This is a genomic window from Rhodoplanes sp. Z2-YC6860, from assembly GCF_001579845.1.
Classification (GTDB): domain Bacteria; phylum Pseudomonadota; class Alphaproteobacteria; order Rhizobiales; family Xanthobacteraceae; genus Z2-YC6860.
Genome location: NZ_CP007440.1, coordinates 2,669,736 through 2,693,150 on the forward strand (window position 1 = coordinate 2,669,736; position 23,415 = coordinate 2,693,150).

Below are 23,415 nucleotides of genomic sequence, written 5' to 3' on the forward strand. Positions count from 1 at the left end.
ATGTTGTCAGGCTGCCCGCGAGTGCGGGCACTGCTGCTGGGTGTGGCTCAGCGCAGCACGATCTTGTGAAAGTCGATCTGTGTCGCGCCGATCTCGAAATGCTCGATGTAGAGTTGCCCGATGCTGCGGGCATAGGCCGATGACGTCACCGACGACACCGCCAGACTGAGCATGCCGTATCCCGGCACGAAATACATGAGCGTCGATGTCGCGATGGTGGCGAGACCGGTCGGCAGCACGCCGCCCATCAAGCCAACCACCGCCGCGCGGGTGCGGGTCTGCTCGAACGGCACGCCGTAGAGCGCGCTGAGTTGCTTGATCATCCGCACCATCAGGGTCGTGATGGCCGCGGCATTCGCGATCGGCACCGGAATGACGCCGCCGACCGCCGACCAGTTGGCATGGCGCTCGACGATCGCCACCGCCTTGCGGCGGCGTAGCGCGGCCGCTGTGTCGTGTGCCGCGGACACAACGATCGTGTCCGCGACCGCGGACTCGGTCTTGGGTATCAACTCGATGACATTGTCCGCGGCAGGCCGCTGGTTGGCAGAAGGCGCAGCCGGCTTTTCGTTGAGATCGACCGGGTGCGGGGTGGTTTCGGTCCGATCGGCAGCGCTGCGCATGTCCTCGGCGGTCCGCAGCACCGCCTTCGGCAGCTTCTTCTTGTTCATGCGTTTGCCGCCCGCTTCACCTGGATCATGCTCTCGCATATCTGCTCGACCTCGTCGGCAATGGCCGCGATCTCGCGGGCTGCGGGGCCGGACTTGTCGATCAGGCTCGGAGTACCGCCCCATAGCGCCGCTTCGGCATATACGACGCGGTTGGTCATCTCGCTGTCAAGCACCGGGAAGCCGGCTTCGGCGAGTTCCGACCGGATGTGCTTGGCGATCACGGATTCACGGGTGGTCTGCGTCAGCACGCAGCGGAAGATCGGCCGCCGCCCGCTGACACCGTTGATCAGGATGTTCAGCGTGTCGAGCATGCGGTCGACATCGAACGGTGAAGGCTTCACCGGCACCAGCACGAAATCGCTGACGCCCAGACAGGCCAGCGTCGCCTGTGAGCGGAAGCCCGGCGTGTCGAGGATCACTTTCTCGTAGTCACCGACCAGCCGCTGGGCGGTCTTGAAGGCGTCTTCAGTCGCGTCCTCGGCGACATGCACACCGCCCAGCGCCTTCTCGCGCGCAGCGAGACGCGCGATGGTGCGTTGCGGATCGGCGTCGATGATCGCTGAGTTGCGGCCGTTGATCTGCCAATGTGCGGCGAGGCAACTCGCCAGCGTGCTTTTGCCGCTGCCGCCCTTCATGGTGGCGACCGTGATGATCGAATGCGCCATGTAGCTGGCTCCTGTTGGGGTTGCTACGCGACGAATCACTCGACGCCGAATCATATCGGGTTAATGGCGCATTGCCCATATTCCCGGTGGGAGGCAATTTTTTCGGCGGCTAAAGCCCGGATATCGCACCGAACCTGGTTTCGTCGCGCAGGCGATGCTCAGCGGGCTCCTCGGCGTGCTATGTCTTTGGGCGCGGCAAACCGCTTCGCGTTCCGCGGAGGAGCAAGGATTGTTTTCTGATCGGCTTTCCAGCTTGGTCCGCCGGAATCTCCGGATGGCATCCGGGCTCGTGCTGTTTTTCTACATTTCCGCGCATCTGATCAACCACGCGCTGGGCCTCGTCTCGCTCGACGCCGCCGAGGCCGGCATGTCGATCGCGGTCGAGGTCTGGTACAGCGTCCCCGGCACGATCCTGCTTTATGGCGCAGCCACCGTGCATTTCCTGATGGCGCTGCTTGCCATCTACGAGCGGCGCACCTTTCGGCTGCCGCCGCTCGAAATCATCCGCATCGCGCTCGGCTTCACCATGCCGATCCTTCTGATCGGCCACGCCGCCGGCACGCGGCTCGCTTACGACATGTACGGCCTGTCGTCCGACTATACCCGGGTGGTCGGTGTGCTCTGGGCGTCCGGCCAGCAGGGCTGGCAGCTGGGATTGATGGCGCCCGGCTGGATTCACGGATGCCTGGGACTCAACTTCGCCTTCGGCCGGCGGCAATGGTTCAGGCAATTGCGTCCGGTGCTGTTTGCCATCGCGCTGCTGCTGCCGGTGTTCTCAGGGCTGGGCTTCATCGCCATGGGCCGCGAGCTTGCCGGTACACCGCGCTCTGCGGCGGCTCAGGAATATCTGAGCCCCGCGAACACCGAGCAACGGCTTGCCATCGCGCAATGGAAGGACAATCTGCTCAATTGGTATTTCTCGATCATTTTCGCGGCTTTCATGGCGCGGGAGATCCGCAACCTGATCGAGCGGCGGGCCAAGGGGTTGGTCCAGGTGACCTATCCCGGACAGACCGTTAGCATTCCGCGCGGCTGGTCGGTGCTGGAGGCCAGCCGCAGCTTTCATCTGCCGCACGCGTCGATGTGCGGTGGCCGGGCGCGGTGCTCGACGTGCCGCATCCGGGTTACCGCCGGCCAGGAGCATTGCCCACCTCCCGCCAAAGACGAGCAGGACACACTCACGCGGATCAACGCGCCGGCCGAAGTCCGGCTGGCGTGCCAGCTGCGGCCGCAAGGCAATGTGTCCGTGATCCCCATCGTGCGCACCGCGCGTCCGGTGTATCGCGCCACGGCACCGCGGCGCAGCGGCGAACACGACGTGGTCGTGCTGTATTGCGATTTCAGAAATCGCGCCGACTTCGCCAGCGATCATCTGCCGCAGGATCTGCTGCACATTCTCACCGTCTATGTCGACGGCTTGAGTCAGGCGATCCGCGCCGCGGGAGGTGCGCTGAGCTATGTCGAGAGCGACAGCGTCTGCGCGCTGTTCGGTCTCGATGGCGCCGGCGAGGTCTGCGCCCAGCGCGCTTTGGATGCGGTGGGCGCTGTCGAAGGTGTCATCGCCGATCTCAACAACCGGCTCGGCCGGCGCGAGAGCGATCGCCTCAAGATTTCCGTGGTCGTGCACTCAGGACATGCTGCGATCGGTGAGATCGGTTCGTCGGAGCCGCCGATGGTCCTTGCGATCGGTGAAGCCGTCGACGTCGCCAACGAAATGCGCAAACTGGCCGCGGAACGCGACCGCGCCTTTGCGATCTCCGAGCAAGTCTACCAGGCCGCGGGCCTGATACCGGTCCATGACGACGAAGCGGTGCTGCACCGGCCTGAAGGCATCACGACGGTGTTTCTCTCGGACGCGGCGCCGATCGCCTCGCCGGCCTGGACTCTCCACGGCAAGGTCAACCGCGCCGCATTGCTGCGGCGCCTGTGGGCGGGAGGTTGAGAGCGGATCGCCCGGCCGCCAGGGCATGATCCCGAAAAGTGTGAAGCGGTTTTCGGAAAAGATCGTGCCCAAACAAGGGAAGGAGCGACGGACATGATTCAACGAAGTTGAATCATGTCCTAGCCTAGCCGGCCTTCTCGACCTTGGCGGCTTTCTCGGTGTCGTACCACCAGGTTTCCGGTGCGCCGCGCGCATAACGCGGCTTCGTCGTCGGCCGGCTGAAGACGTCCCAATAGGCGATCCAGTGCGACGGCTTGTACCAGGCCGACACCCAGTAGTGCCCGGCGCGAAGCACGCGGTCGAGCGCCCGGCACGCATTGTTGAGCGACGTCCGGTCGTTCGCCGCGATGGCCTTGTCGATCAGCGCGTCGACCACCGGGTCCTTGATGCCCGCAAAATTCGGCGAGCCTTTGCTGTCCGCCGCCCGGCTGGAGAAATAATTGCGCAACGCATCGCTCGGCGTCAGCGAGAACACCATGCGGTTCATGGTGATGTCGTAGTCGAACTCCTGGACACGCGAGCGGTACTGCACCGGGTCGACCAGGCGTGTCGTTGCGTCGATGCCGAGCGCTCCGAGATTCTTGGTGTAAAGCGCGTGATGCGGCTCCGACACCCGCTCGAACACCAGGAATTCCACGGTGAACGGCTCGCCCTTAGCGTTGACGCGCTTGCCGTCCTTGATGGTCCAGCCCGCCGCGTTCAAAAGCTCAGCCGAGCGCCGTAGCAGCCGGCGATCCTGGCCCGAGCCGTCGCTCACCGGCGGCACCCAGGCCTCGGCGAACACCGCCTCGGACACCTTGCCCTTGAACGGCTCGAGCAGCGCGAGCTCTTCGGGCGACGGCTTGCCGTGGGCCATCATGTCCGAATTCTGGAAGCACGACTGCGTGCGCGCGTAGCAGTCGAACATCACGTTCTTGTTGACCCATTCGAAGTCGAACGCGTAAGCCAGCGCTTCGCGAATGCGAACGTCCTGGAAGCGATCGCGGCGGGTGTTGATCATCCAGCCCTGGGCGCCGGACGGACGCTCGTCCGGGATCGTCTCGACCTTGACGCGGCCATCGCGGACGGCCGGGAAATCGTAGCGCGTCTTCCAGACACGCGAAGTGTATTCCTCGCGGAACAGATAGCTCTTGCCGCTGAAGCCTTCGAAGGCGGTGTCGCGGTCGCGGTAGTAGTCGTAGCGCAGCACATCGAAGTTGTACTGGCCGCGGTTGATCGGCAGCTCCGCGCCCCACCAGTCCTTGATGCGCTCGAACTCCATGAAGCGGCCCTGCTCGAATTTGCCGACCTTGTACGGCCCCGAGCCGAGCGGCGGGTCGAGCGTGGTCTCGTCGAAGGCGTGCGACGAATAATAAGCCTTGGACAGAATCGGCAGGTTTGCGGCGGTGAGCGGCGCGCTGCGAGCGCGATTGGCAGTGAAGCGGACCACCACCGTGCGGTCGCCGTCGGCCTCGGCGGCCTCCATGTCGCGCAGCAGCATCGCGATGTTGGGATGGCCCTTTTCCTTCAGGATCGACAGCGAAAACGCGACATCGGCCGCGGTGATCGGGCTGCCATCGTGGAATTTGATGCCATTGCGCAGCCGGAAGCGATAGACGCGGCCGTCGGCCGAAACCTCGACCTGATCGGCCGCGTAGGCGTAGACCGCGTCGGGTTCGTCGGTGGCGCGACCCATCAACGAGCAGAACACCAGCTCCATGTCGACAGCCGGATCGCCCTTGAGGATGAAGCCGTTCAGCGAGTTGAAGGTGGCGGTGCCGCCGCCGGCAAGCTGGCTGAAGGTGCCGCCCTTGGGCGCAGCCGGATCGACGTATTTGAGGTGCTTGAAATCGGCCGGATAGCCGAGGTCCCCGAATGCCGAGAGGCCGTGATGGGCGGTTTCGCCGGCTGCCTGGGCTGGGCCGGTGAAGGTGCCGACGCTGACCGCGGCGGCCCCGGCTCCAAGGATCAGAATGTCGCGTCGTGAAAGGTTTTTTGAGCCTAAGCCGCTGTCGCCATTGCCGCTTTGCTTAAATGACATTGCCACTCCGCACGGTTGTCCATGGTGCTGCTGCGCGGCACCTGCACGCAGCGGTTGGGGTTGAACGCCGGCCGGTTACGGTGGTTCGCCGGTTCTTGAGCATCGGTCTTCTGTATGACGGGACAGCCGTAGCGATGCGTCTTTTTCACAAAAATGGTAGCGTAGTGTCGGAAACCGCGCCAGCATTGCTCTCGCTGCACCGCAAAGCAGTATTCGTGCCGCGGACCTTGCGCCCAGGCGGTTTTCGGGGTTTCGACCCGCGCGGCCAAAGCCGCAGCTCTGTGACATCGGGGACGCCGCAAGTCAGAGGCTGGATGCTCGTTTCGCAGGCACCTGGGCCTAGCCTTTGGGCCTGCCCTGCCTTCCCAAATCCCTAACGCTGGCTGTGGAATTTTTATGTCTCGTTTACCCGAAGCCCCTACGGTGAAAAGAGGGCCCGGGTGATATCCCTGGCTGAAATGAGTGCAGGATGGGGCGGAGGGATACCGGGACCGGTGGGCCGTCCGGGACGGCTGTGCCGTCCGGCGAACGGGACCGCTCAGCCTTGCTGGCCCATCGCGCGATGGCGCTGATCAAGGATCTGAAGCTGCCGGCGACGCCGCGCATTTATGAGTTCTGCTACGCCTATGCGACCGGCGACTACCCGTCGCTCAACATGGCGATCAACGATCTGTTGAACCGGCGGATCGCCATCGGCGACGCCACGATCAGGCAGATCGGTGCGAAATACATTCCTCAGAGCCACCATGGCGAGCGCATCGATCACGTCGGTTTGCGTGTCAAACAGGTGATCGGCGAGGTGTTGGGTGCGCTCGGTACCATCATCAACGCCGAAGGCGCGTTTTCCTCCGACATCGAAGAGACCGGGGAGAAACTTTCGGCGGCTAAGAGCGGCCAAGCGCTGATCGATGAAATCAAGGCGATGATGCAGTCGGCCCAGCGGCTCGGTGACGAGCAGCGCAGGCTCGAAGAGCGCATGAACACGTCGATCGACGATATCGGCGACCTGCGCGACCAGCTGCACAAAATCCGCACCGCCAGCATGATCGACCCGATCACCGGGCTGCCGAACCGGCAATCCTTTGACAGGTTGCTCGAAAGGGCGCTGGCCGAGTGGAACGATCACGGCTACGCCGGGTGCCTGGTGTTGTGCGACATCGACGACTTCAAGACGTTCAACGACACCTGGGGGCATTCGACCGGCGACCAGGTGCTGTGTCTCGTCGCGATGGAAGTGAAGCAGAAGTCCGGCAAGGTCGGCATCGTCGCCCGGCCGGGCGGCGCGCAATTCGCGATCATCCTGCCGGGAGCGTCAATCGAGCGCGCCCGCGCGATGGCCGAGCAGATCCGCTGTTCGGTCATGTCGCGCGACATCACCATGCGCTCGACCACCCAGCGGCTCGGCCGCATCAATCTCTCGTTCGGCGTGGTCGCCGCGCACGCCAATGATACGCCGGACACGATGGTGGTTCGGGTCCAGACTTGTCTGCGCGCCGCCAAGGATCGCGGCCGCAACCGCGTCGTGTGCGAAGGTGATCCGGAGCCGTCGCGCGAGTTGCGGGTTGCCTTCGGCTAGCTTGCAGACGCGCTCTGAAGCGTCACGCGGGCGACTTCGCTCCGCTGGGTCTTGCCGTTGGCGTTTTTCGGCAGCCGATCGAGCACGAACACCTGATGCGGCATCTTGAACGGGGCGATGCGGCCCATCAGCGCGTTGCTGAGCGCCAACTTGTCGGCGAGGCCTTGTTGCGCGGTCGGGCGAGGCACGACGGCGACGCCGATCTTGTGGCCGATCTCGCGGTCCGGGATCGGAAACACGCAGGCCTCTTCGAACTGACCGAGGCTCAAGATTGCTTCCTCGAGCTCGCGCGGCGCGATCAGCACGCCCTTGCTTTTGAAGCAGTCGTCGGCGCGGCCCATGATGAACACGTAGCCGTCGCCATCGATCCGGGCGAGATCGCTGGTGACGAACAGGCCGCCGCGTAGCGTGGCCTTGGTCTGCCTGTCGTCGCCGAGATAGCCGAGGAAGAAGCCCGGATAGTCCGCGCCGAATGCCAGCGTGCCGGGTTCGTTGGCGGCCAGAGGGGCGAGTTGCTCGTCGACCACCAAAGCGCGGGCGCCCCAGGTCTTGCCGGTTGAGCCTTCCTTCTTGGCAATGTTCGGACCGTCGCCGATCACCATCTGGGCTTCGGAGATGCCGTAGTGCTCCCAGATCGGGCAGCCGAAGCGCGCCTGCCATTCCTTGCGCACCGCGTCTTCCAGCGGCTCGCCGGTGGAGTTCGCGCCGCGCAGCGAGGTGAGATCGTAACGATGCTCGATACCGGGTGTTCCAAGGATGCGGCGATAGAGCGTCGCGACCGAATGCAGCAGCGTGACGCGGTCGCGTTCGATAGTCTGCAGGATTCGTTCAGGGCTGGCGCGGTCTTCCATGACCGATCCGGTGGTGCCGTTGCGCAGCGGAAACATCACGTTGTGTCCGAGCGCGCTGATGAAGCTCCATTCGCCGGTGGCAAGGATCACGTCGCCCGGCTGCGCCGGCACGCGGGCGCGGTTGCTGTCGCCGAGCGCTTCGAGCCAGCGATGGGCGTGCACGACGCCCTTCGGCTTGCCGGTGGTGCCGGAGGTGAAAACGATGAAGGCTGGCGTGTCGCGGCCCGCGTCAAAGGCTGCGGGGAGGGATGTTGCCGACGCGGCTGTTTCTCCCGCCAGTCCTTCGCGGGTGACGATCAGGCGGCCGGTGCCGGGCTTGAGCCCCTCGGTCGCCGGATCGTCGCGCATGTGCTCGGCGAGCAGAAACAGCACCGGATCGGACAGCCTGACGACGTGCTCCAGTTCGCTCCGGCCGAGCTGCGAATTCTGCAAGACCGGGATCGCACCGAGCCAGATGCAGGCCAGAAACGCCGCGGCGAACTCGACGGTGTTGGTCATGCGGAACACGACCCTGTCGCCGGGCTTCACGCGCGTTGCAAGGCTCACGGCGAAGGTCGCAACGAGCTTTTGGAATTCCGCATTGCTGACGGCGCCGTCGGCGGTGTGGAACGCCGGATGATCCGCCCGCGTCGGATCGCGGCCGAGGCGGAGCGCAATGTCCGCAAGGTTCATCGGGTCGTCCCGAGATCGCCGTAGCCCGGCCCGCGATAGCTGGGCTGCCGTTTGTCGAGGAAGGCGCGGATGCCCTCGCGGCAGTCGGCGGTGCGGGTGATCTCCATGACGGCGTCGAGCTCGGCCTGGGCGCCTTCGGCGCTCTTGTTGGAATCCCAGTAGCGCCGCACCAGCGCTTTGGCGTGGCGCACCGAGAGGAACGGCGCCGCCGCGATCTTGTTGGCGATCTTGAACACCTCGTCGAGCATCGTGTCGTGGGGGAAGACGCGCACGACAAGGCCAATGCGTTCAGCTTCCGCGGCGTCGATGATCTCGCCGGTGAGGATCATCTCCATGGCGCGGCCGAGGCCTACGAACTTCGGCAGATTACGGGCGCCGCCGGACTCCGGAACGAAGCCCGCCGGCACTGCGACCTCGCCGAGCTTGGCCTTATCCGACGCGTAACGCATGTCGCAGGCGGTGGCGAGCTCGAGCCCGATTCCGACCGCCGGTCCGTTGATCGCGGCGATCGTGACGCATTGCAGTTCTTCGAGCTTGCGGATGGCGCGCTGGATGACGACGTGGCGCAGATCGTTGAAGAAGTAGTTGGCGAGCTCCTTGTAGGGCCCGAAGTCGCCGAAGTCGTGCTCATCGTCGAGCGCGCCGAGCGGGGCTGCTTCCGAGCGCAGGTCGCCGCCGGCCGAGAAGCCTCGGCCCTCGCCGGTGATGACGACCACGCGCAGCCGGTCGTCGCGGCGGATTTGATCCAGCAATAGGTCCAATTCGACGCGCATGCGCACGTCGATGGCGTTGAGCGCCTCAGGGCGGTTCAGCGTGATCAATCCGATGCAAGGATTGTCCGGCTGGCCTTTGGGCGCCTGCACCGTCCACTTCAGCGTTTTGAACGTGAGCATTCGCGTCTCCTCACTTCAGCCGCGTGAACAGTTTCCGCGGATTGCCGTCCGAGATCGCCTCGCTATCGGCCTTCGACAGTCCGGCCGCCTTCAGCATGTCGAGCGGGTCCATGTCGGCCGGCGGGAACGAATAGTCGGTGCCGAGATGCACGTTGTCGATTCCCGCCACGTCGATGAGGAATTTCAGCGCCTTCGGCGCGTGGACGATGCTGTCGTAATGCATCTGCCGCGCATAGGCCGAAGGCGTCTTGGCGGCGACATTGCCTTGCGCGGCCTTGTCCATGCGCTTGTGCAGGGTGTCGAAGCGCCCGGCGAGATACGGATAGGTGCCGCCGCCGTGCGAGAGGAGGAGCTTCAGCTTGGGGAAGCGGTCGAGCACGCCGGTCATCAGGATCGAGCCGACCGCGAGCGTGGTGTCATAGGTGTAGTGCGCCACCTGGGCGAGCGCGAACTTGCCGATCCGCGGCACCGCCGTCGAGAGCACAGGGTGCAGAAGCACCGGCGCGCCCAGCGCCTCGGCCTTGCGCCAGAACGGATCGAGCGGCAGCTCGCCGATGTTCACGTTCTCGATGTTGGCCGAGATGATCACGCCGACGGCGCCTGCTTTGAGCGTACGTTCCAGCTCGGCTGCCGCGGCCTCTGCGTCGATCAGCGGCACCGATGAAATCCACGAGAAGCGTTTTGCGTTGTCGGCCGTCCATTCGGCCAGCGTGTCGTTGAGCATGCGGTGCCAGGCGATGCAGTGATCGCGCGGCAGGCCGTAGGCGAAGATGTCCGGCCATGTGCCGTTGATCTGATGATCGATCCGCTGCTCGTCCATCCATTTGTGGCGATTGGCGACCGGCTCGACCAGCATCGGGAAGAATGGCCGCACCTTGAAGCCATAGCTGAATTGCAGCGCCTCCTTGCCGCCATCGGCGGGCGCGAGCGTGACGCCGATCTCCTTGCCCTTGCTTTTGATAGCGGCAATCAGCTGCGGCGGAATGTAGTGGGCGTGAGTGTCGATGGGCACTGAGGTGTTCTCCTGATGCAATCCGATGAACGCGCGTCTGCGCCCAGTGACGCAGACGCGCGCGGTAGACCGGCCGACTAGTAGCCGAGGATAGCCTTGGCCGCGTCGCCGACGGCTTCGACATTCTCGCCGGCATCCAAGAACGCCACGATCCGGCACGGGCAGCCTTCGAGGCCTTCGTAACGCCACGGGAATGCACCGATGATGGCGCGCTTGTTGAGCATCAACTCGATATCGCCGCCTATGTTTTCGGCGTGCAGCAGGCCTTCCTGGAACGCCCAGTTGTGGAATGGGAACACGTCGGCCGAAACCTTCCGGCCGGATTTCTTGTGGGTGTATTCGAACGTGCCGAAGAACTCCGCAGGCGTCTTGCCGTGCTTCTTGGTGAACTCTTCGGCGAGGTCGGGCCGCATATAGCGGATCGAGGTGTTCATGGCGTGGTCGCAGGAGCCCGTGTCCATGCCCCACCATTTGATCTTCTTCTTGAACATCCACTGCAGCGTTTCCAGGCTCGGGCCCGGGTGGTAGCAGAAGTACCGCACCAGATCCTGCTGCGACTGGCCCTCGTAGTGCTTGTGCCAGCCTGTGTGCAGGATGAGGATGTCACCCTCGCGAATGTCCGCGCCGGCGCTTTCGATCATCTGCGGCGTGATCACCGCCCAGTCGTGCATGTGCTTGGAGATGTCCACCACCACGCCGCGGTTGCACAGATAGTCGAGCGGCAGATGTGCCATGTCGCCCTGGCGGTTGTCGGTGGCGTGCATCGCGCCGTCGAAATGCGTGCCGACGTGCAGAGCCGTGTCGATGCGCTGGGCGACGATCCGCACCGTCTGCAGATTCTGGGCGTAGTACATCTTGTTGCCCGCATAGCCGACCCAGCCCGGCGTGTGCACATTCATGACGTGGGTCATATCGATGATCTTCATGGCCGCTCCGACTGTTTGACGCTGCTTGTATGTTCTCAGGGTGCGGACTACCGTTCAAGCGACGCGATGCGCAAGGCGGCTTGAGTCATGAATGTCCGGACGCTGATCGGAGAGCCCGTGCACCGGGCCGAGGATTTCCGCTTTCTGCGCGGCGCCGGCGCCTTCATCGACGACCTTAAACGCGACGGAATGCTGCATGCGGTGGTGCTGCGGAGCAGTGTGGCCCACGGCCGCATCCGCAGCATCGATCCATCGGCGGCGCTTGCCATGCCGGGCGTGCATGCGGTCATGACAGCGGCGGATATCGGAACGGTGCCGACCATTCCGCTGCGGCTCGCGAACCTGCCCGAGTTCCAGGGCTATCTGCAGCCGGTCATCGCCAAGGATAAGGTCCGCTATGTGGGCGAGCCCATCGCGGTGGTGGTCGCCGAGAGCCAGGCGCGCGCCGAGGATGCGCTCGAGGCCATCGTCGTCGATATCGAGGGCCAGCCGGTGGTGGCGGACCGCCACGCGGCGGCGTCCGATCGATCGCTGCTGTTCGAGCCGACCGGCAGCAATCGCATGGTGCATTATGTCGCTGCGGTTGGCGACGCGGACGCGGCCTTCGCCAAGGCCGAGTACACGCGCAAGGAAACCTTCCGTTGCCACCGGCTGACCGGCCTTCCACTGGAGACCCGCGGCCAGATTTCCGAATGGAATGCCGGCCGGCTCACGGTGTTCGGCGCCAGCAAGGTGCTGTTCTTCAACCGTCGCACGCTCGCGCCGATGCTCGCCGTGACCGAGAACGACATCGACATGATCGAGGTCGATGTCGGTGGCGGCTTCGGCGTGAAGGGCGAATTCTACCCCGAGGATTTTCTGATTCCGTTCGCGGCGCGCCTTGTCGGCCGGCCCGTGAAATGGATCGAGGACCGCAGAGAGCATCTGATCGCCACCAACCATTCGCGCGAGGTGGATTGTGAGATCGAGATCGCCTGCAAGCGCGACGGCACCATGCTCGCGGTGCGTGGGCATATCGCAGCCGACATGGGTGCCTATATCCGCACCAATGGCGGAGTGGTGCCCGCCAAGGCCGCGCAATTCCTGCCCGGGCCATATCGTGTGCGCGATGTGGCGATCACCGTCGAGGCCTTTGTCACCAACAAGACGCCGGTCGGCACGCTGCGCGCTCCGGGCCGTTTCGAGGCGAATTTCTTCCGCGAGCGGATGCTCGATCTGGTGGCCCGCGATCTTGGCCTCGATCCCATGGAGTTTCGCCGCAAGAACCTGATCCAGGAGGCCGAGCTTCCGTTCGCCAGCGGCAAACTCGTGCCTTATGAGCCTGAGACGGATTTCGACACCGGCGACTACCACGCCACCTTCAATCGTGCGGTCGGCGAGATTGGCTGGGAGCAGAACAAGCATCTGCAAGGCAAGCTGGTCGACGGTCACTACCACGGTCTTGCTGCAACGCCATTCATCGAAAGCGGCGGTTCTGGCAAGGAAAACGCCCGCCTCGTGATCGAGTCTGATGGTTCGGTGAACGTGTTCGTCGGCTCGTCGGTGCTGGGGCAGGGACTCGAGACCACGCTTGCCCAGGTCGCCGCCGACACGCTGAAGCTGCCGTTCGAGCGCGTGAAGATCCTGCACGGCTCGACGACTTACGTGCGCGAAGGCTTCGGCACCTTTGCGTCGCGCTCCATGGTGGTCGGCGGCTCGGCTGTGATGGACGGCTGCAACAATCTGATCGCTGCGATCGAGGCCGCTGCGACGCAACGCCTCGGATTTCCCAATGAAGAGATCACGATCGCGGATGGCGAGGTGATCGCGGGCGGAAAGCGCGCGAAGCTCGCCGATTTCGCGGGCCTCGAAGTGGAGGGGACCTTCGCCACCACAACCCGCACCTACAGCTACGGTGCCCACGCGTGCCACGTTGCGGTCGATCCGCGCACCGGTCACGTCGATATCCTCGACTACGTGGCGATCGAGGACGTCGGCGTCGCCATCAACCCTCACATCGTCCATGGCCAGGCGCTCGGCGCGCTGGTACAGGGGCTTGGCGGCGTGTTTCTCGACGAAATCGTCTACGACCGCGACGCGCAGATTCTGAACGCCTCGCTTGCCGATTATCTCGTGCCGCTTGCCACCGACTTCTCCAACATCCGCGCGATCACCATGGAGCTGCGTCGCTCCAAGACCAATCCGTTGGGTGCCAAGGGAGCCGGCGAGGGTGGCATGGTGGCGGTGGCTGCAACCGTTGCCAATGCGGTGGCCGCGGCGCTCGTCTCATTGGATATCGAGGTGCGCGATCTGCCGCTGTCCCCGGCGCGGCTTTGGGGGCTTGTCGCAAAGGGTGGCACACGCCGGTCCGCTTGACAGAACGCGGTGGCGGTGGCGATTGAGACCCGTTGGCATGGGGCTTTGCTGCGTCCTTTGGAGCCACGAGAGTGCCCTTGTGGTCCGAAACAACGATGCTAACGTTTCCAACTTGAGTGTTTTGCGCGCGCTTCGACGCAGCGCCAGGGAGAAGAGGCTTGTCATGATCGATCGCCGTCGGGTTGTGCAGGGCGGACTTGCCGCTGCCGGTTCACTGTCCATCGCCACGCCGATGAATGTGCTGGCGCAGGGCAAGCCGCCGGTGAAGGTCCGCTACAATGAGGTGGTCCGCTCGCTGATGTACGTGCCGGCCTACGTCGCCATCACCAAAGGCTTCTTCAAGGAGGCCGGGCTCGACGTCTCGCTGGCGACGGCGTTTGGCGGCGACAAGTCGACCGCGGCGCTCCTCTCCGGCGCCGCCGACATCGCGCTGATCGGCCCGGAAACCGCGATCTATGTGCTGAACAGCGACTCGTCGACCAAGATCCGCATCTTCGCCGGTCTGACCTCGACCGATGGCTTTGTTCTGATCGGGCGTGAGAAGGTCGACAAGTTCGACTGGAACATGGTCAAGGGCAAAGAAATCCTGGGCTTCCGCCCGGGCAGCACGCCGCTTCTGTTCCTCGAAGAGGCGTTGCGGATGAACGGCATCGATCCGCAGAAGGACGTCAAGCTCAACAACAATGTCGCGATCCCGGCGCGCGTCGGCTCCTGGCTCGCCGGGCAAAATCAATACGCGATCTTCAACGAGCCCGATCCGTCGCAGTTCGAGATCGACGGCAAGGGTTATGTGGTTGCCTCGATCGGCCAGACCACAGGCTACGCCGACTACACCTCGTTCATGGCGACCGACCAGTACATCAAGCAGAACCCGGACGTGGTCCAGAGCTGGACCAACGCGATCTATCGGGCCCAGAAATGGACCGAGTCCGCCGCAGCTCCGGATGTCGTCAGCGCCATCGCTGAGTTCTTCCCCGGGATCAATCCAAAGGCGCTGGCGTCCTCGGTGGACCGCTATCAGAAGCTCAAGATCTGGAAGAACTCGCCCGTCATCGAGCCCGGGCCGATCGAGAAATTCCAGGACATCCTGGTGCACGGTCATGTGCTGGATGCGAACAAGCGCGTGAAGTTCCAGGACCTGGTCCTGACCGACTTCGCCGCCAAGGCGAAGTGATCCGTGGCAGCGACCGAGGCTGCGGTGCCCAAGGTCGAGATACGCGGCGTTGGGCTGCGCTATTTCGGCCGCGAGGGCGAAACCGAGGCGTTGCAGAACATTTCGCTGTCGGTCGCGCCGGGCGAGTTCATCGCCATCATCGGCCAGAGCGGCTGCGGCAAGAGCACGCTGCTGTCGCTGATCTCGGGAATCATCAAGCCGACCGAGGGGCAGGTGTTGGTTGACGGCCAGCCCGTCACCGGACCGAGCCGCAAGGTCGGCTACATGCTGCAACAGGACTATTTGTTCGAGTGGCGCACCATTCTCGAAAACACATTGATCGGCGCCGAGATCCAGGGCGCTGATATGGCCAAGGCACGGGACCGCGCGACGCAGCTTTTGACGCGCTATGGTCTCGGCCAGTTCCTCAACCATCTGCCGAGACAGCTCTCAGGCGGCATGCGGCAGCGCGTGGCGCTGGCGCGCACGCTCTGCACCGAGCCTGACGTGGTGCTGCTCGACGAGCCGTTCTCGGCGCTCGATTCGCAAACCCGCATCGCGCTCGCCGACGAGATCACCGAAATTCTCAGGCGCGAAGGCAAGACCGCGATCCTCGTCACCCACGACATCGGCGAGGCGGTCAGCATGACCGAGCGCGTGGTGGTGCTGTCGCGGAGGCCCGGCCGGGTGAAGTCGCAGCACTTGATCCGCTACGCCGCCGATGGCGGGCGCCCGGCGCCGTTCGCCGCGCGCAACGCGCCGGAGTTCAACGGCTACTTCAACACGCTGTGGAAGGAGCTCGAGGTTCATGTCGAAGGCTGACACCGCGGGCGGGCCGCGTCCGGCCGCGAGCCCAACCTCAAGCCCGAGTCCGCAATATCTCGACTGGCTGCGCCGCGAGCGGCGCGACCGCATGATGGTGCGGGTCTCGCAGCTCGGCCTGCTGGCCGTGTTCATGGTGCTGTGGGAGGTCCTGCCCCGCGTGGGCCTGATCAATCCGCTGTTCACCAGCACGCCGTCGACGATCTGGCCGACGTTCCTGGAGCTTTTGAAGACCACGCCGCAGCAGGCGAGCATCCTCCTGCACACCTGGGCGACGGTGTTCGCCACGGTGGTTGGCTTTACCGCCGCGATGGTGCTCGGCATTGCGATCGCTGCGGCGCTGTGGTGGTGGGCCAATCTCTATCGCGTGCTCGATCCTTATCTCGTGGTGCTCAACGCGATGCCGAAGACGGCGTTCGTGCCGATCTTCTACATCTGGCTCGGCGCGACGTTTTCGATCTACGGCATGTCGCTTGCGATCTCGCTGTTCATCACGGTGCTGATGATCTACTCGGGCTTCCAGGGCATCGATCCCAACAAGATCAAGCTCGCGCAGACCTTCGGCGCCTCCAAATGGCAAGTGCTGACCAAGGTGGTGCTGCCGGGCAGCGTGCCAACGCTGATCGCGGCGCTGAAGGTGAACGCCGGCCTGTCGCTGGTCGGTGTGATCGTCGGCGAATTCCAGTCCGCCACGCTCGGCCTTGGCTATCTGATCCAGTACGGCAGCCAGATCTTCAAGATGAACATCGTGATGACCTCGATCACCATCCTGGCGATCGTGTCGTCGGTGATGTACCTCGCGATCTATTGGCTCGAGATCGTGGTGATGCGGCGGCGCTAGCACCCGTTCGTGTTATTTCGCCCCGCGAACCACAACGGCGGTGTCATCGCCGGGCTTGACCCGGCGATCCATGAGGCGGTGCAGCAAAGACAGTCGCAGGGTTTAATTTGTTGCGACACCGGATGGACCCGCGGGTCAAGCCCGCGGGTGACACTGCGCATGTTGGACGACTGTGCTTCCACTCAAACACGTCATGCCGTCTTGCGCCGCTCCGCCGGCATAAGGCGCGTCGCGGCCTCGTCGGTGGTCATCACGTCGCCGAAGAAGACCAGGAAGTTGTTCAGCGACGCGGCATGCTCCTCGTCGGTCAGCGAGGCGTTGCCGTCAGACACCATGATGACGCGATAGTCGAGCATCATCGCATCGCGCGCGGTTGACTCGCAGCAGACGTTCGTCACCGTTCCGGTGATCAGCAGCGTGTCGATGCCGCGGCTCTTGAGCTGCGCATCGATATCCGACGAGCCGGGAATAAACGCGCTGTACTTGATTTTCTTGACGCGCAGGTCGGTCGGCAGCGCTTCAAGCTTCGGATAGACCTTGAACCCGTCGTGGCTCTCGTTGAGTTGCGTCAGCCGCTTGTCCACGCGATCGGCGGTGAGCATGTGCTTGTGATGGTTGGCCCAGTGCTCCAGCGCGCCGGCCGCCGTGGTCTGCACCCACAGCACCGTGCCGCCTGCGGCGCGCAGCGCCTTCGCCATGCGGTTGATGTTGGGGACGATATCGCGCGCCGCAGGAACCTCGGCGGCAAAGCCTTCGGCAACGAAGTAGTTCTGCATGTCCACCACAACCAGCGCGGTGCGGGCGGCGTCGATCGTGTCGTGGCTCAGGAGCTTGCCCTGCCGCTTGATCACCCGGTCCTTCACCGGCTGCGGAATGATGTAATTGTGCATGGCACGGTCCTCTATGTGAAACAGCAGCGGCCGAGGCTATGGCCCGCTCTGGGGAGCGTCAATGCGCCTCGCGCCGGGCTGGTCCCCATTCTGCGCGGGACAATTGTCAGCATGGCGGGGGTGTGCGAGGAACGTTCGACGGTCGCCGACAGGGCGTGCGCGACACAAGGAGCTGAGACGTGGCCAACAAGGATTTGCGGGACTGGATCGCGAGTGTCGAAAAGACCGGCGAACTGAAGGTGATCAAAGGCGCCGAGACCAAGGAAGAGATCGGCGGCTTTGTCGACATCTATATGCGCAAGATGGGTCAGCCCGCGGTGATGTTCGACGAGATTCCGGGCTATCCGAAGGGCCATCGCGTCGTCGCCAACATCCTGACGTCGGTTCCGCGCATCAATCTCGCGCTCGGTTTGCCGCCGGAAACCTCCGAGATGGAGCTGACCCAGTGGTGGCGGCGCTACTTCAAGGACGCGCCATCGCATCCGACCAAAGCGGTGAACGGCGGCCCGCTGCTCGACAACGTGCTCGAAGGGCCGAACGTCAACATCCAGAAAATTCCGACGCCGGTCTGGCACGAGCTCGACGGTGGGCCGTTCATCGGCACCGCCTGCCTCGTGGTGATGAAGGATCCGGACTCCGGCTGGGTGAACTACGGCACCTACCGCGTGCAGTCGCACGAGCCGAACGTCGCTTCGGTCATGATGTCGCCCGGCAAGCACGGCCTCGTCATCATGCGGAAATACCACGAGCGCGGGCAGAAGTGCCCGGTCGCCGTGATCGCCGGCATGCATCCGTCGATGGTAATGCTCGGCGGCATCGAGATTCCCTACGGCAAGAACGAGCTCGAGGCCGCCGGCGGCATCCTCGGCGAGCCTGTAGAGGTGATCAACATGCCGAAGACCGGCCTGCCGGTGCCGGCCAATTGCGAAATCGCTTTCGAGGGCTTCATCGGCCCTGACGACAAGATCAAGGAAGGCCCGCTCGGCGAGTGGACCGGCTATTACGCCAGCGGCAGCGATCTCGAGCCCGCCATCCGCATCGAGACGCTGATGTACCGCGACAACCCCATCCTGATGGGCGCGATCCCGGCGGTGCCGCCGAACGACAACACGTTCTACTTCGGCGCCTACCGCGCCGGCGCGATCTGGAACCAGCTCGAAGCCGCCGGCATCCCGGAGGTGAAAGGCGTGTGGACGCACCAAGCCGGCGGCAGCCGTTTCATGATGGTCGTTTCGATCAAGACACTTTATGGCGGGCATTCCAAGCAGGCCGCCATGGTGGCGGCGCACTGCCATGCCGGCGCCTACAACAACCGCTGGACCATCGTGGTGGACGACGACATCGACCCCACGAACTTCGACGACGTGGTGTGGGCGATGTGCACGCGCTGCGATCCGCGCGACCAGGTCGACATCATCGACGGTGGCTGGTCTTCGGCGCTCGATCCGATGTGCTACGACACCCAGGATGACCGCCGCAATTCGCGCGTGATCATCGACGCCTGCATTCCGTTCCGGCGCAAGAAGACCTTCCCCAAGGTCGCGCGCTCCAGCAGGGCGCTCGACGATCGCATGCGTGCGAAATGGGCGAAGGATCTGCCGAAGGGGTTCTAGAAGCGCGACGCGTTCCAAAATCCATCGCGCAGCTTCGTCATTCCCTGCAACGATCCGCGCTGGATGGTTTGACGATACAAGCCAAAGGCGCGATCGAGGATCGCGCCCTCGTCGACCGTTGTCATTTTGCGATCCCGCATGACAATGCGGCCGCCGATGACCACGTCGTTGACGTCGTTGCCCGAGCCGTTGGTGACCAACCGCATCGGAATCATGTCGGGCGGATAAAGATGCGGCTGACGCAAATCGATGGTGATCATGTCGGCCTTCTTGCCGACTTCAATGGAGCCGATTTCCTGTTCCAATCCCAGCGCGCGTGCGCCATCGATCGTCGCCATCTCCAGCGCTTTCCCCGGCGGTAGAACGCGAGCGTCGCGGAATCGCACGCGCTGCAAAAGCATCGCCGCGCGCATGTCGAGAAACAGGTCGGCGGCATTCTTCGCGGGCGTGTCCGTTCCCAATCCGACCGCAATGCCGGCATCGAGCATTTCAATGACCGGACAATCGTGATTGATGACGCGATAGATGCGCGGTTGATGGCCGACGCTGGTGCCTGTTTCTTTGATGATCGCGATGGCGCGCGCGGGAAGATCGGTGCAGTGCGAGAGGATGGTGTCTGGGCCAAGCAAGCCCAGCTTCTCGTCATAGGCATACTCGACCGCATTGCCATAAGCGTGCGTCCAGAACGGGACGTTGTGCTTCTTCATGAGGTGGCGGATGGCCTCCGCCTGACGATGCACCCACTGCTCCCGGTCCTCGGACCAGACCGGATCGTGAACGTTGCGATTGCCGAAACGTGAAAGCGCCGTGCAATACTCCACCAGACCGGAAGGATCGCGCGGCTCACCCAGAAGCTTGTCGCAGTTGTCGATGACGGTCTCGAATGCAATCTCCTGGTCGCTTTTCACGCCATCGTGCCAGCGTGAATAAAGACGAGGCCAAGGGGGACGCGCCGGACCAATTCCCAGCCGCGCGCGAATGCCGACTTGAGCCAGTCCTCGCGCTGCGAGGCGAGTGAACACGGGGTCGTCGGTGCGTGTGCCGTTCCCGCCGATCATGGAGAACATGAAGGTGGTGCCGAACTTCACGCGGTCGAGCGCGCACATCTGCGCTTCGACCAGCCACCATTCCTCATCGGTCAGTTGACTTAGGATCCGTTCGTAAAGGTCCCGAATTCCGGCGTTGTCGAGTCCTTCGCCGAGCGACTTCATGATGCTCCAGCCGACGTAGCCGTGCAGATCGATGAGGCCGGGCAGGATGGCCTTGTGCGCGCAGTCGAGAATCTCGGCGAACTTGTATTTTTCCTGAAGCTCCGTCGCGTCGCCGATTTCCAGGATGCGGCCATCGGCAACCGCGACTGAAGAGCGATCGAGCACCCGGCGTTCCGGATCGACAGTGACGATCGTCCCGTTGGTGAGGATGAGGTCCGCTTGACGTTCGCCCGTTTCCGTCATGGTCATTCCCGCAAAAACTCGTTCAACAATTGGGCAGGCCAAAAAAAGATTGTCAACCAACTGCACAAGGTGAGCGGGTTTTGCTTCGATGACGAAGAAAGACCGTGTCCTGGACGACGATCTTGAAGGAAAACGGCTTATGAAACTTCTGATCCGGACGCTTCGTGCGTTTGCCATCACAGCATCTGTCGTCGCCGTTTCCACGCCGGCTTTTTCTGCCAGGCTCGTTCGCTTGATCGTGCCAGTGCCCGCTGGCGCCAGCACCGACTTCATCGCCCGGCTGATGGCTGCACAGATCGGCTTGGAAGGCGTCGACACCGTCGTTGAAAACCGCCCCGGCGCGAGCGGCATGATCGGCACTGAATTCGTGTCTCGCCAGCCGCACGACGGCAACACGATCCTGGTCACGCCGGGAACATATCTGATCGACGCCCAGATCCGAAAAGCCAAGTATCATCCGGTCAACGATTTCGAGCCGCTGTGCTCGCTCGCTGCGTCGCCTTCGGTTCTTATGGTCCCCAGCTCGTCGCCTTATCGCACGCTTGCGGATTTTCTGAGCGATGCCGCGGCGCGCCCCGAACAATTGTCTGTCGCTGCGCTCGGGCCGAATTCGGCGTCCCAGCTCGGTTTGATGACGCTGGCGCGGGAATCGAACACCCGGCTGACCTTTGTTCCTTTTCCGGGGAGCGCGCCGGCCGTGACCGCGGTGCTGGGGAGCCATGTGACCGCGGCGATCGCAGGTTATTCGGTCGCTTCGGAAGCGATCAAAAGCGGCCACCTTCGCGCGCTTGCCGTCGCCGCCGACAGCCGGGCGGCTCCCCTGCCGGAGGTGCCGACATTTGCCGAAAGCGGATTTCCAACAGTCCGGTTGGACAACTGGTTTGGCGCGGTCGTGCCGGCCAAGACCCCGGCCGACACGACCAATCAGCTGATCGGCTGGCTCACAAAGGCCATTGGCACTCCGGAGGTGAAACAGAAGCTGGAGCTCCAGGGCCTCTATCCCGAACTGGCTTGCGGTTCGGATTTCGCCCAGCTGATCCGACGCCGGTACGAGGAATATGGCGAAGCGATCAAGCAGGCCGGATTGAAAAGCGAATAGCAGGACGCCGCCGACGGCCGTGGCCGCAGTTGCGTATGACTATCCGCCGCCAAAGTGCTGCTGCTCGCGGCGCGTCGCCCAGTGGGTGAAGCGCCGCTCCAGCAGCGCGAAGATCACATAGGTCGCAATGCCCATCGCGGCGATCACGAACACGCCGGCGAACATCAGGGGCACGCGGAACTGCGACGCCGACTGGATCATCAGATAGCCGATGCCGTCGTTCGACGCGATGGTTTCCGAGATCACCGCGCCGACGAAAGCGAGCGTGATCGCGACCTTCAGCGATGCGAAGAAGTAGGGCATGGTCCGCGGCAGACCGACCTTGCGCAGAATGTCGAGCGGCGTCGCGCCGAGCGAGCGCAGCACGTCCTCGAGTTCGGGCTCCACGGTGGCAAGTCCGGTCGCCACATTCACGGCGATCGGAAAGAACGACAGCAGGAACGCTGTGGTGATGGCCGGCGGCTGGCCGATGCCCATCCACACCACGAGGATCGGCACCACCGCGGCCTTCGGCACCGAATTGATGCCGACGAGCAGCGGATAAAGCCCCGCATAGGCCAAGCGGAACGAGCCGATGATGACGCCGAGCAGACCGCCAATCACGATGCCGAGCGCGAAGCCGATCATCGTGCTCGACAGTGTGTAGAGCGCGTGCTCCATGATCGGGCCGCGGTATTGCAGGAAAGCCTCGTAGATCGCGACCGGCGAGGGCAGGATGAACGGCCGGATCCCGAAGGCCACGACCACCACCTGCCATACGATCAGCAGTCCGGCGATCACCAGCCAGGGCATCGCCAGTTCGAGACGGCGGCGGTTCTGCGTCATGTCCTGGTCATCGTGGGAGGCCGCGCCGCGAAACGATCAAGCAAACTTGCGGTCGGCGGCGGGCGGCAGGAAGCGGCCGTCGTAGATATCGGCGACGGTGATCGGCTTCGTGAACTTCAACCCGTCGGCCAGCACCACGAGACCGTCGGTGAGCCGCTTCTCGTCGATGTACCCGATGCCGTTCTGCTTCACCTCGGGCGTCTTGATCAGGCGATCCAGCACCCAGGAGATGCGCGGCACCTCGACTTCGCTGCGCAGAAGCTTGTCGCGCTTCGTCACCGCGGCAATGGCGGCCTTACGGTCGCGGTCGGCCGCGACCCAGGCCCTGGCGCAGCCGAGCGCCATGCGCTTCACCAAGTCCGGATTCTTCTCGATCATCTCGCGGCTTGCGATCAGCGAATTGCCCGGGAAGTTGAAGCCGAAATCCTTGAAGTAGAGCAGGTTGATGTCTTCGATCTTCACGCCGTTGTCGACCAGATTGAACAACGCCGTGTAGTCGAACGCGATGGTGGCGTCGACGTCGCCCTTCATCAGCATGGTCTCGCGGAGCTTCACATCCAGGTTCATGCGGGTGAAGGAGGCGGGATCGATGTGGTTGCGCGCGAGCAGGGCCGGCAGGATCTTCGAGCCGGCGTCGGATGCGCTGGTGCCGAGCTTGACGCCGGCGAGATCCTTCAACGATTTGATCGGCTTCCTCTTCCAGCTCATGATCACGGCCGGGAACACGTCGAAGACCGTCATCACGATCTTCGGCGCGGCTTCCGGATTGCGGCCGGCGAATTCGGCGACCGCGCTCGCGTCGGCGAGGCCGAACTGATAGCTGCCGTTGGCGACGCGGGTCAGTGTGTCGGCCGAGCCTGCCGATCCGTCCGAGGTGACGTCGAGCCGGAGGTCGCGGAAGATGCCGTTCTCGGCGGCCAGGAACATCGGCGCGTTGCCGCCGTAGATGCGGAATTCAAGGCTGAGTTTCACCGCATCGGCGGCCTGTGCGTTGGCGATCGCCGGCATTGCGATCAATCCCGCGGCGGCACCCGCTCCCGATTTAAGCAGCGAACGCCGGGTCAGCGCGGTTTTCGACAAAGCCATGGCCCAACTCCTGTGAGATGCCACGGTTGTCCCGCGCACAGCGGGAACA

Annotated in this window: 19 protein-coding genes; 8 read left to right on the forward strand and 11 right to left on the reverse strand. The window is 63.8% G+C overall.

The window, feature by feature from the left end:
- Positions 1 to 47: 47 nt before the first annotated feature.
- Both RHPLAN_RS12325 and RHPLAN_RS12330 read right to left on the reverse strand, forming a co-directional pair.
- Entirely contained in the window at positions 48 to 671 is a 624-nt protein-coding gene (locus tag RHPLAN_RS12325; protein ID WP_068017980.1) for a YcjF family protein, read from the reverse strand.
- Positions 668 to 1,336 carry a nucleotide-binding protein gene (locus RHPLAN_RS12330; protein ID WP_068017981.1) on the reverse strand — a complete coding sequence of 223 codons (669 nt, stop codon included), beginning with the start codon at positions 1,334 to 1,336 and terminating at the stop codon, positions 668 to 670. The genes RHPLAN_RS12325 and RHPLAN_RS12330 overlap by 4 nt, the downstream gene beginning before the upstream one ends.
- A 274-nt stretch (positions 1,337 to 1,610) precedes the next feature.
- Here RHPLAN_RS12330 and RHPLAN_RS12335 point away from each other — a divergent pair, with 274 nt between their 5' ends.
- Positions 1,611 to 3,278, forward strand: a complete 1,668-nt coding sequence (locus tag RHPLAN_RS12335) for an adenylate/guanylate cyclase domain-containing protein (RefSeq protein ID WP_068017982.1) — start codon at positions 1,611 to 1,613, stop codon at positions 3,276 to 3,278.
- Positions 3,279 to 3,402: 124 nt separating this feature from the next.
- Here RHPLAN_RS12335 and RHPLAN_RS12340 read toward each other — a convergent pair whose 3' ends face one another.
- Complete coding sequence (locus RHPLAN_RS12340) at positions 3,403 to 5,298, reverse strand: extracellular solute-binding protein (RefSeq protein ID WP_068017984.1); 1,896 nt, start codon at positions 5,296 to 5,298, stop codon at positions 3,403 to 3,405.
- Between the two features lie 469 nt (positions 5,299 to 5,767).
- Between RHPLAN_RS12340 and RHPLAN_RS12345 the strand changes: the two genes are divergently transcribed.
- Positions 5,768 to 6,874 carry a GGDEF domain-containing protein gene (locus tag RHPLAN_RS12345; protein WP_084244786.1) on the forward strand — a complete coding sequence of 369 codons (1,107 nt, stop codon included), beginning with the start codon at positions 5,768 to 5,770 and terminating at the stop codon, positions 6,872 to 6,874.
- Here the strand turns inward: RHPLAN_RS12345 and RHPLAN_RS12350 are convergent.
- From RHPLAN_RS12350 to RHPLAN_RS12365, 4 genes are all read right to left on the reverse strand, one after another.
- Positions 6,871 to 8,397 (reverse strand): acetate--CoA ligase, encoded by a 1,527-nt coding sequence (locus tag RHPLAN_RS12350; protein ID WP_068017989.1) that lies wholly within the window; start codon positions 8,395 to 8,397, stop codon positions 6,871 to 6,873. The genes RHPLAN_RS12345 and RHPLAN_RS12350 overlap by 4 nt on opposite strands.
- Positions 8,394 to 9,290: an enoyl-CoA hydratase/isomerase family protein gene (locus RHPLAN_RS12355; RefSeq protein WP_068017991.1), complete on the reverse strand. Its 897-nt coding sequence runs from the start codon at positions 9,288 to 9,290 to the stop codon at positions 8,394 to 8,396. The genes RHPLAN_RS12350 and RHPLAN_RS12355 overlap by 4 nt, the downstream gene beginning before the upstream one ends.
- 10 nt (positions 9,291 to 9,300) lie before the next feature.
- Positions 9,301 to 10,302, reverse strand: a complete 1,002-nt coding sequence (locus RHPLAN_RS12360) for an amidohydrolase family protein (protein ID WP_198164884.1) — start codon at positions 10,300 to 10,302, stop codon at positions 9,301 to 9,303.
- Between the two features lie 77 nt (positions 10,303 to 10,379).
- On the reverse strand, positions 10,380 to 11,228 hold the full coding sequence (locus RHPLAN_RS12365; RefSeq protein ID WP_068017996.1) for a cyclase family protein: 849 nt from the start codon (positions 11,226 to 11,228) through the stop codon (positions 10,380 to 10,382).
- A gap of 87 nt (positions 11,229 to 11,315) precedes the next feature.
- On the opposite strand from RHPLAN_RS12365, the gene RHPLAN_RS12370 reads away from it, so the two are divergent.
- From RHPLAN_RS12370 to RHPLAN_RS12385, 4 genes are all read left to right on the forward strand, one after another.
- Positions 11,316 to 13,583, forward strand: coding sequence for a xanthine dehydrogenase family protein molybdopterin-binding subunit (locus RHPLAN_RS12370; protein WP_068017999.1), 2,268 nt, complete (start codon positions 11,316 to 11,318; stop codon positions 13,581 to 13,583).
- A 163-nt stretch (positions 13,584 to 13,746) separates the two neighbouring features.
- The gene (locus tag RHPLAN_RS12375; RefSeq protein ID WP_068018002.1) at positions 13,747 to 14,757 is read left to right on the forward strand and encodes an ABC transporter substrate-binding protein; all 1,011 of its coding nucleotides are present in this window, start codon (positions 13,747 to 13,749) and stop codon (positions 14,755 to 14,757) included.
- A 3-nt stretch (positions 14,758 to 14,760) separates the two neighbouring features.
- Positions 14,761 to 15,558, forward strand: a complete 798-nt coding sequence (locus tag RHPLAN_RS12380) for an ABC transporter ATP-binding protein (protein WP_068018004.1) — start codon at positions 14,761 to 14,763, stop codon at positions 15,556 to 15,558.
- Entirely contained in the window at positions 15,545 to 16,399 is an 855-nt protein-coding gene (locus RHPLAN_RS12385; RefSeq protein ID WP_068018006.1) for an ABC transporter permease, read from the forward strand. Before RHPLAN_RS12380 ends, RHPLAN_RS12385 begins: the two co-directional genes overlap by 14 nt.
- Before the next feature lie 191 nt (positions 16,400 to 16,590).
- Here RHPLAN_RS12385 and RHPLAN_RS12390 read toward each other — a convergent pair whose 3' ends face one another.
- Positions 16,591 to 17,289 (reverse strand): isochorismatase family protein, encoded by a 699-nt coding sequence (locus RHPLAN_RS12390; RefSeq protein ID WP_068018008.1) that lies wholly within the window; start codon positions 17,287 to 17,289, stop codon positions 16,591 to 16,593.
- A 179-nt stretch (positions 17,290 to 17,468) separates the two neighbouring features.
- Here RHPLAN_RS12390 and RHPLAN_RS12395 point away from each other — a divergent pair, with 179 nt between their 5' ends.
- A complete protein-coding gene (locus RHPLAN_RS12395; RefSeq protein WP_068018011.1) occupies positions 17,469 to 18,902 on the forward strand; it encodes a UbiD family decarboxylase in 1,434 nt (477 codons plus the stop codon).
- On the opposite strand, the gene RHPLAN_RS12400 is transcribed toward RHPLAN_RS12395, so the two are convergent.
- Entirely contained in the window at positions 18,899 to 20,629 is a 1,731-nt protein-coding gene (locus RHPLAN_RS12400) for an amidohydrolase family protein (RefSeq protein ID WP_198164892.1), read from the reverse strand. The two genes, RHPLAN_RS12395 and RHPLAN_RS12400, sit on opposite strands and share 4 nt — an antisense overlap.
- On the opposite strand from RHPLAN_RS12400, the gene RHPLAN_RS12405 reads away from it, so the two are divergent.
- Entirely contained in the window at positions 20,601 to 21,455 is an 855-nt protein-coding gene (locus RHPLAN_RS12405; protein ID WP_198164893.1) for a Bug family tripartite tricarboxylate transporter substrate binding protein, read from the forward strand. The genes RHPLAN_RS12400 and RHPLAN_RS12405 overlap by 29 nt on opposite strands.
- A 39-nt stretch (positions 21,456 to 21,494) precedes the next feature.
- Here the strand turns inward: RHPLAN_RS12405 and RHPLAN_RS12410 are convergent, their stop codons facing one another.
- Both RHPLAN_RS12410 and RHPLAN_RS12415 read right to left on the reverse strand, forming a co-directional pair.
- Entirely contained in the window at positions 21,495 to 22,280 is a 786-nt protein-coding gene (locus RHPLAN_RS12410; protein WP_068018019.1) for an ABC transporter permease, read from the reverse strand.
- 36 nt (positions 22,281 to 22,316) lie between these two features.
- Positions 22,317 to 23,366 carry an ABC transporter substrate-binding protein gene (locus RHPLAN_RS12415; protein ID WP_068018021.1) on the reverse strand — a complete coding sequence of 350 codons (1,050 nt, stop codon included), beginning with the start codon at positions 23,364 to 23,366 and terminating at the stop codon, positions 22,317 to 22,319.
- Between the last annotated feature and the right edge of the window lie 49 nt (positions 23,367 to 23,415).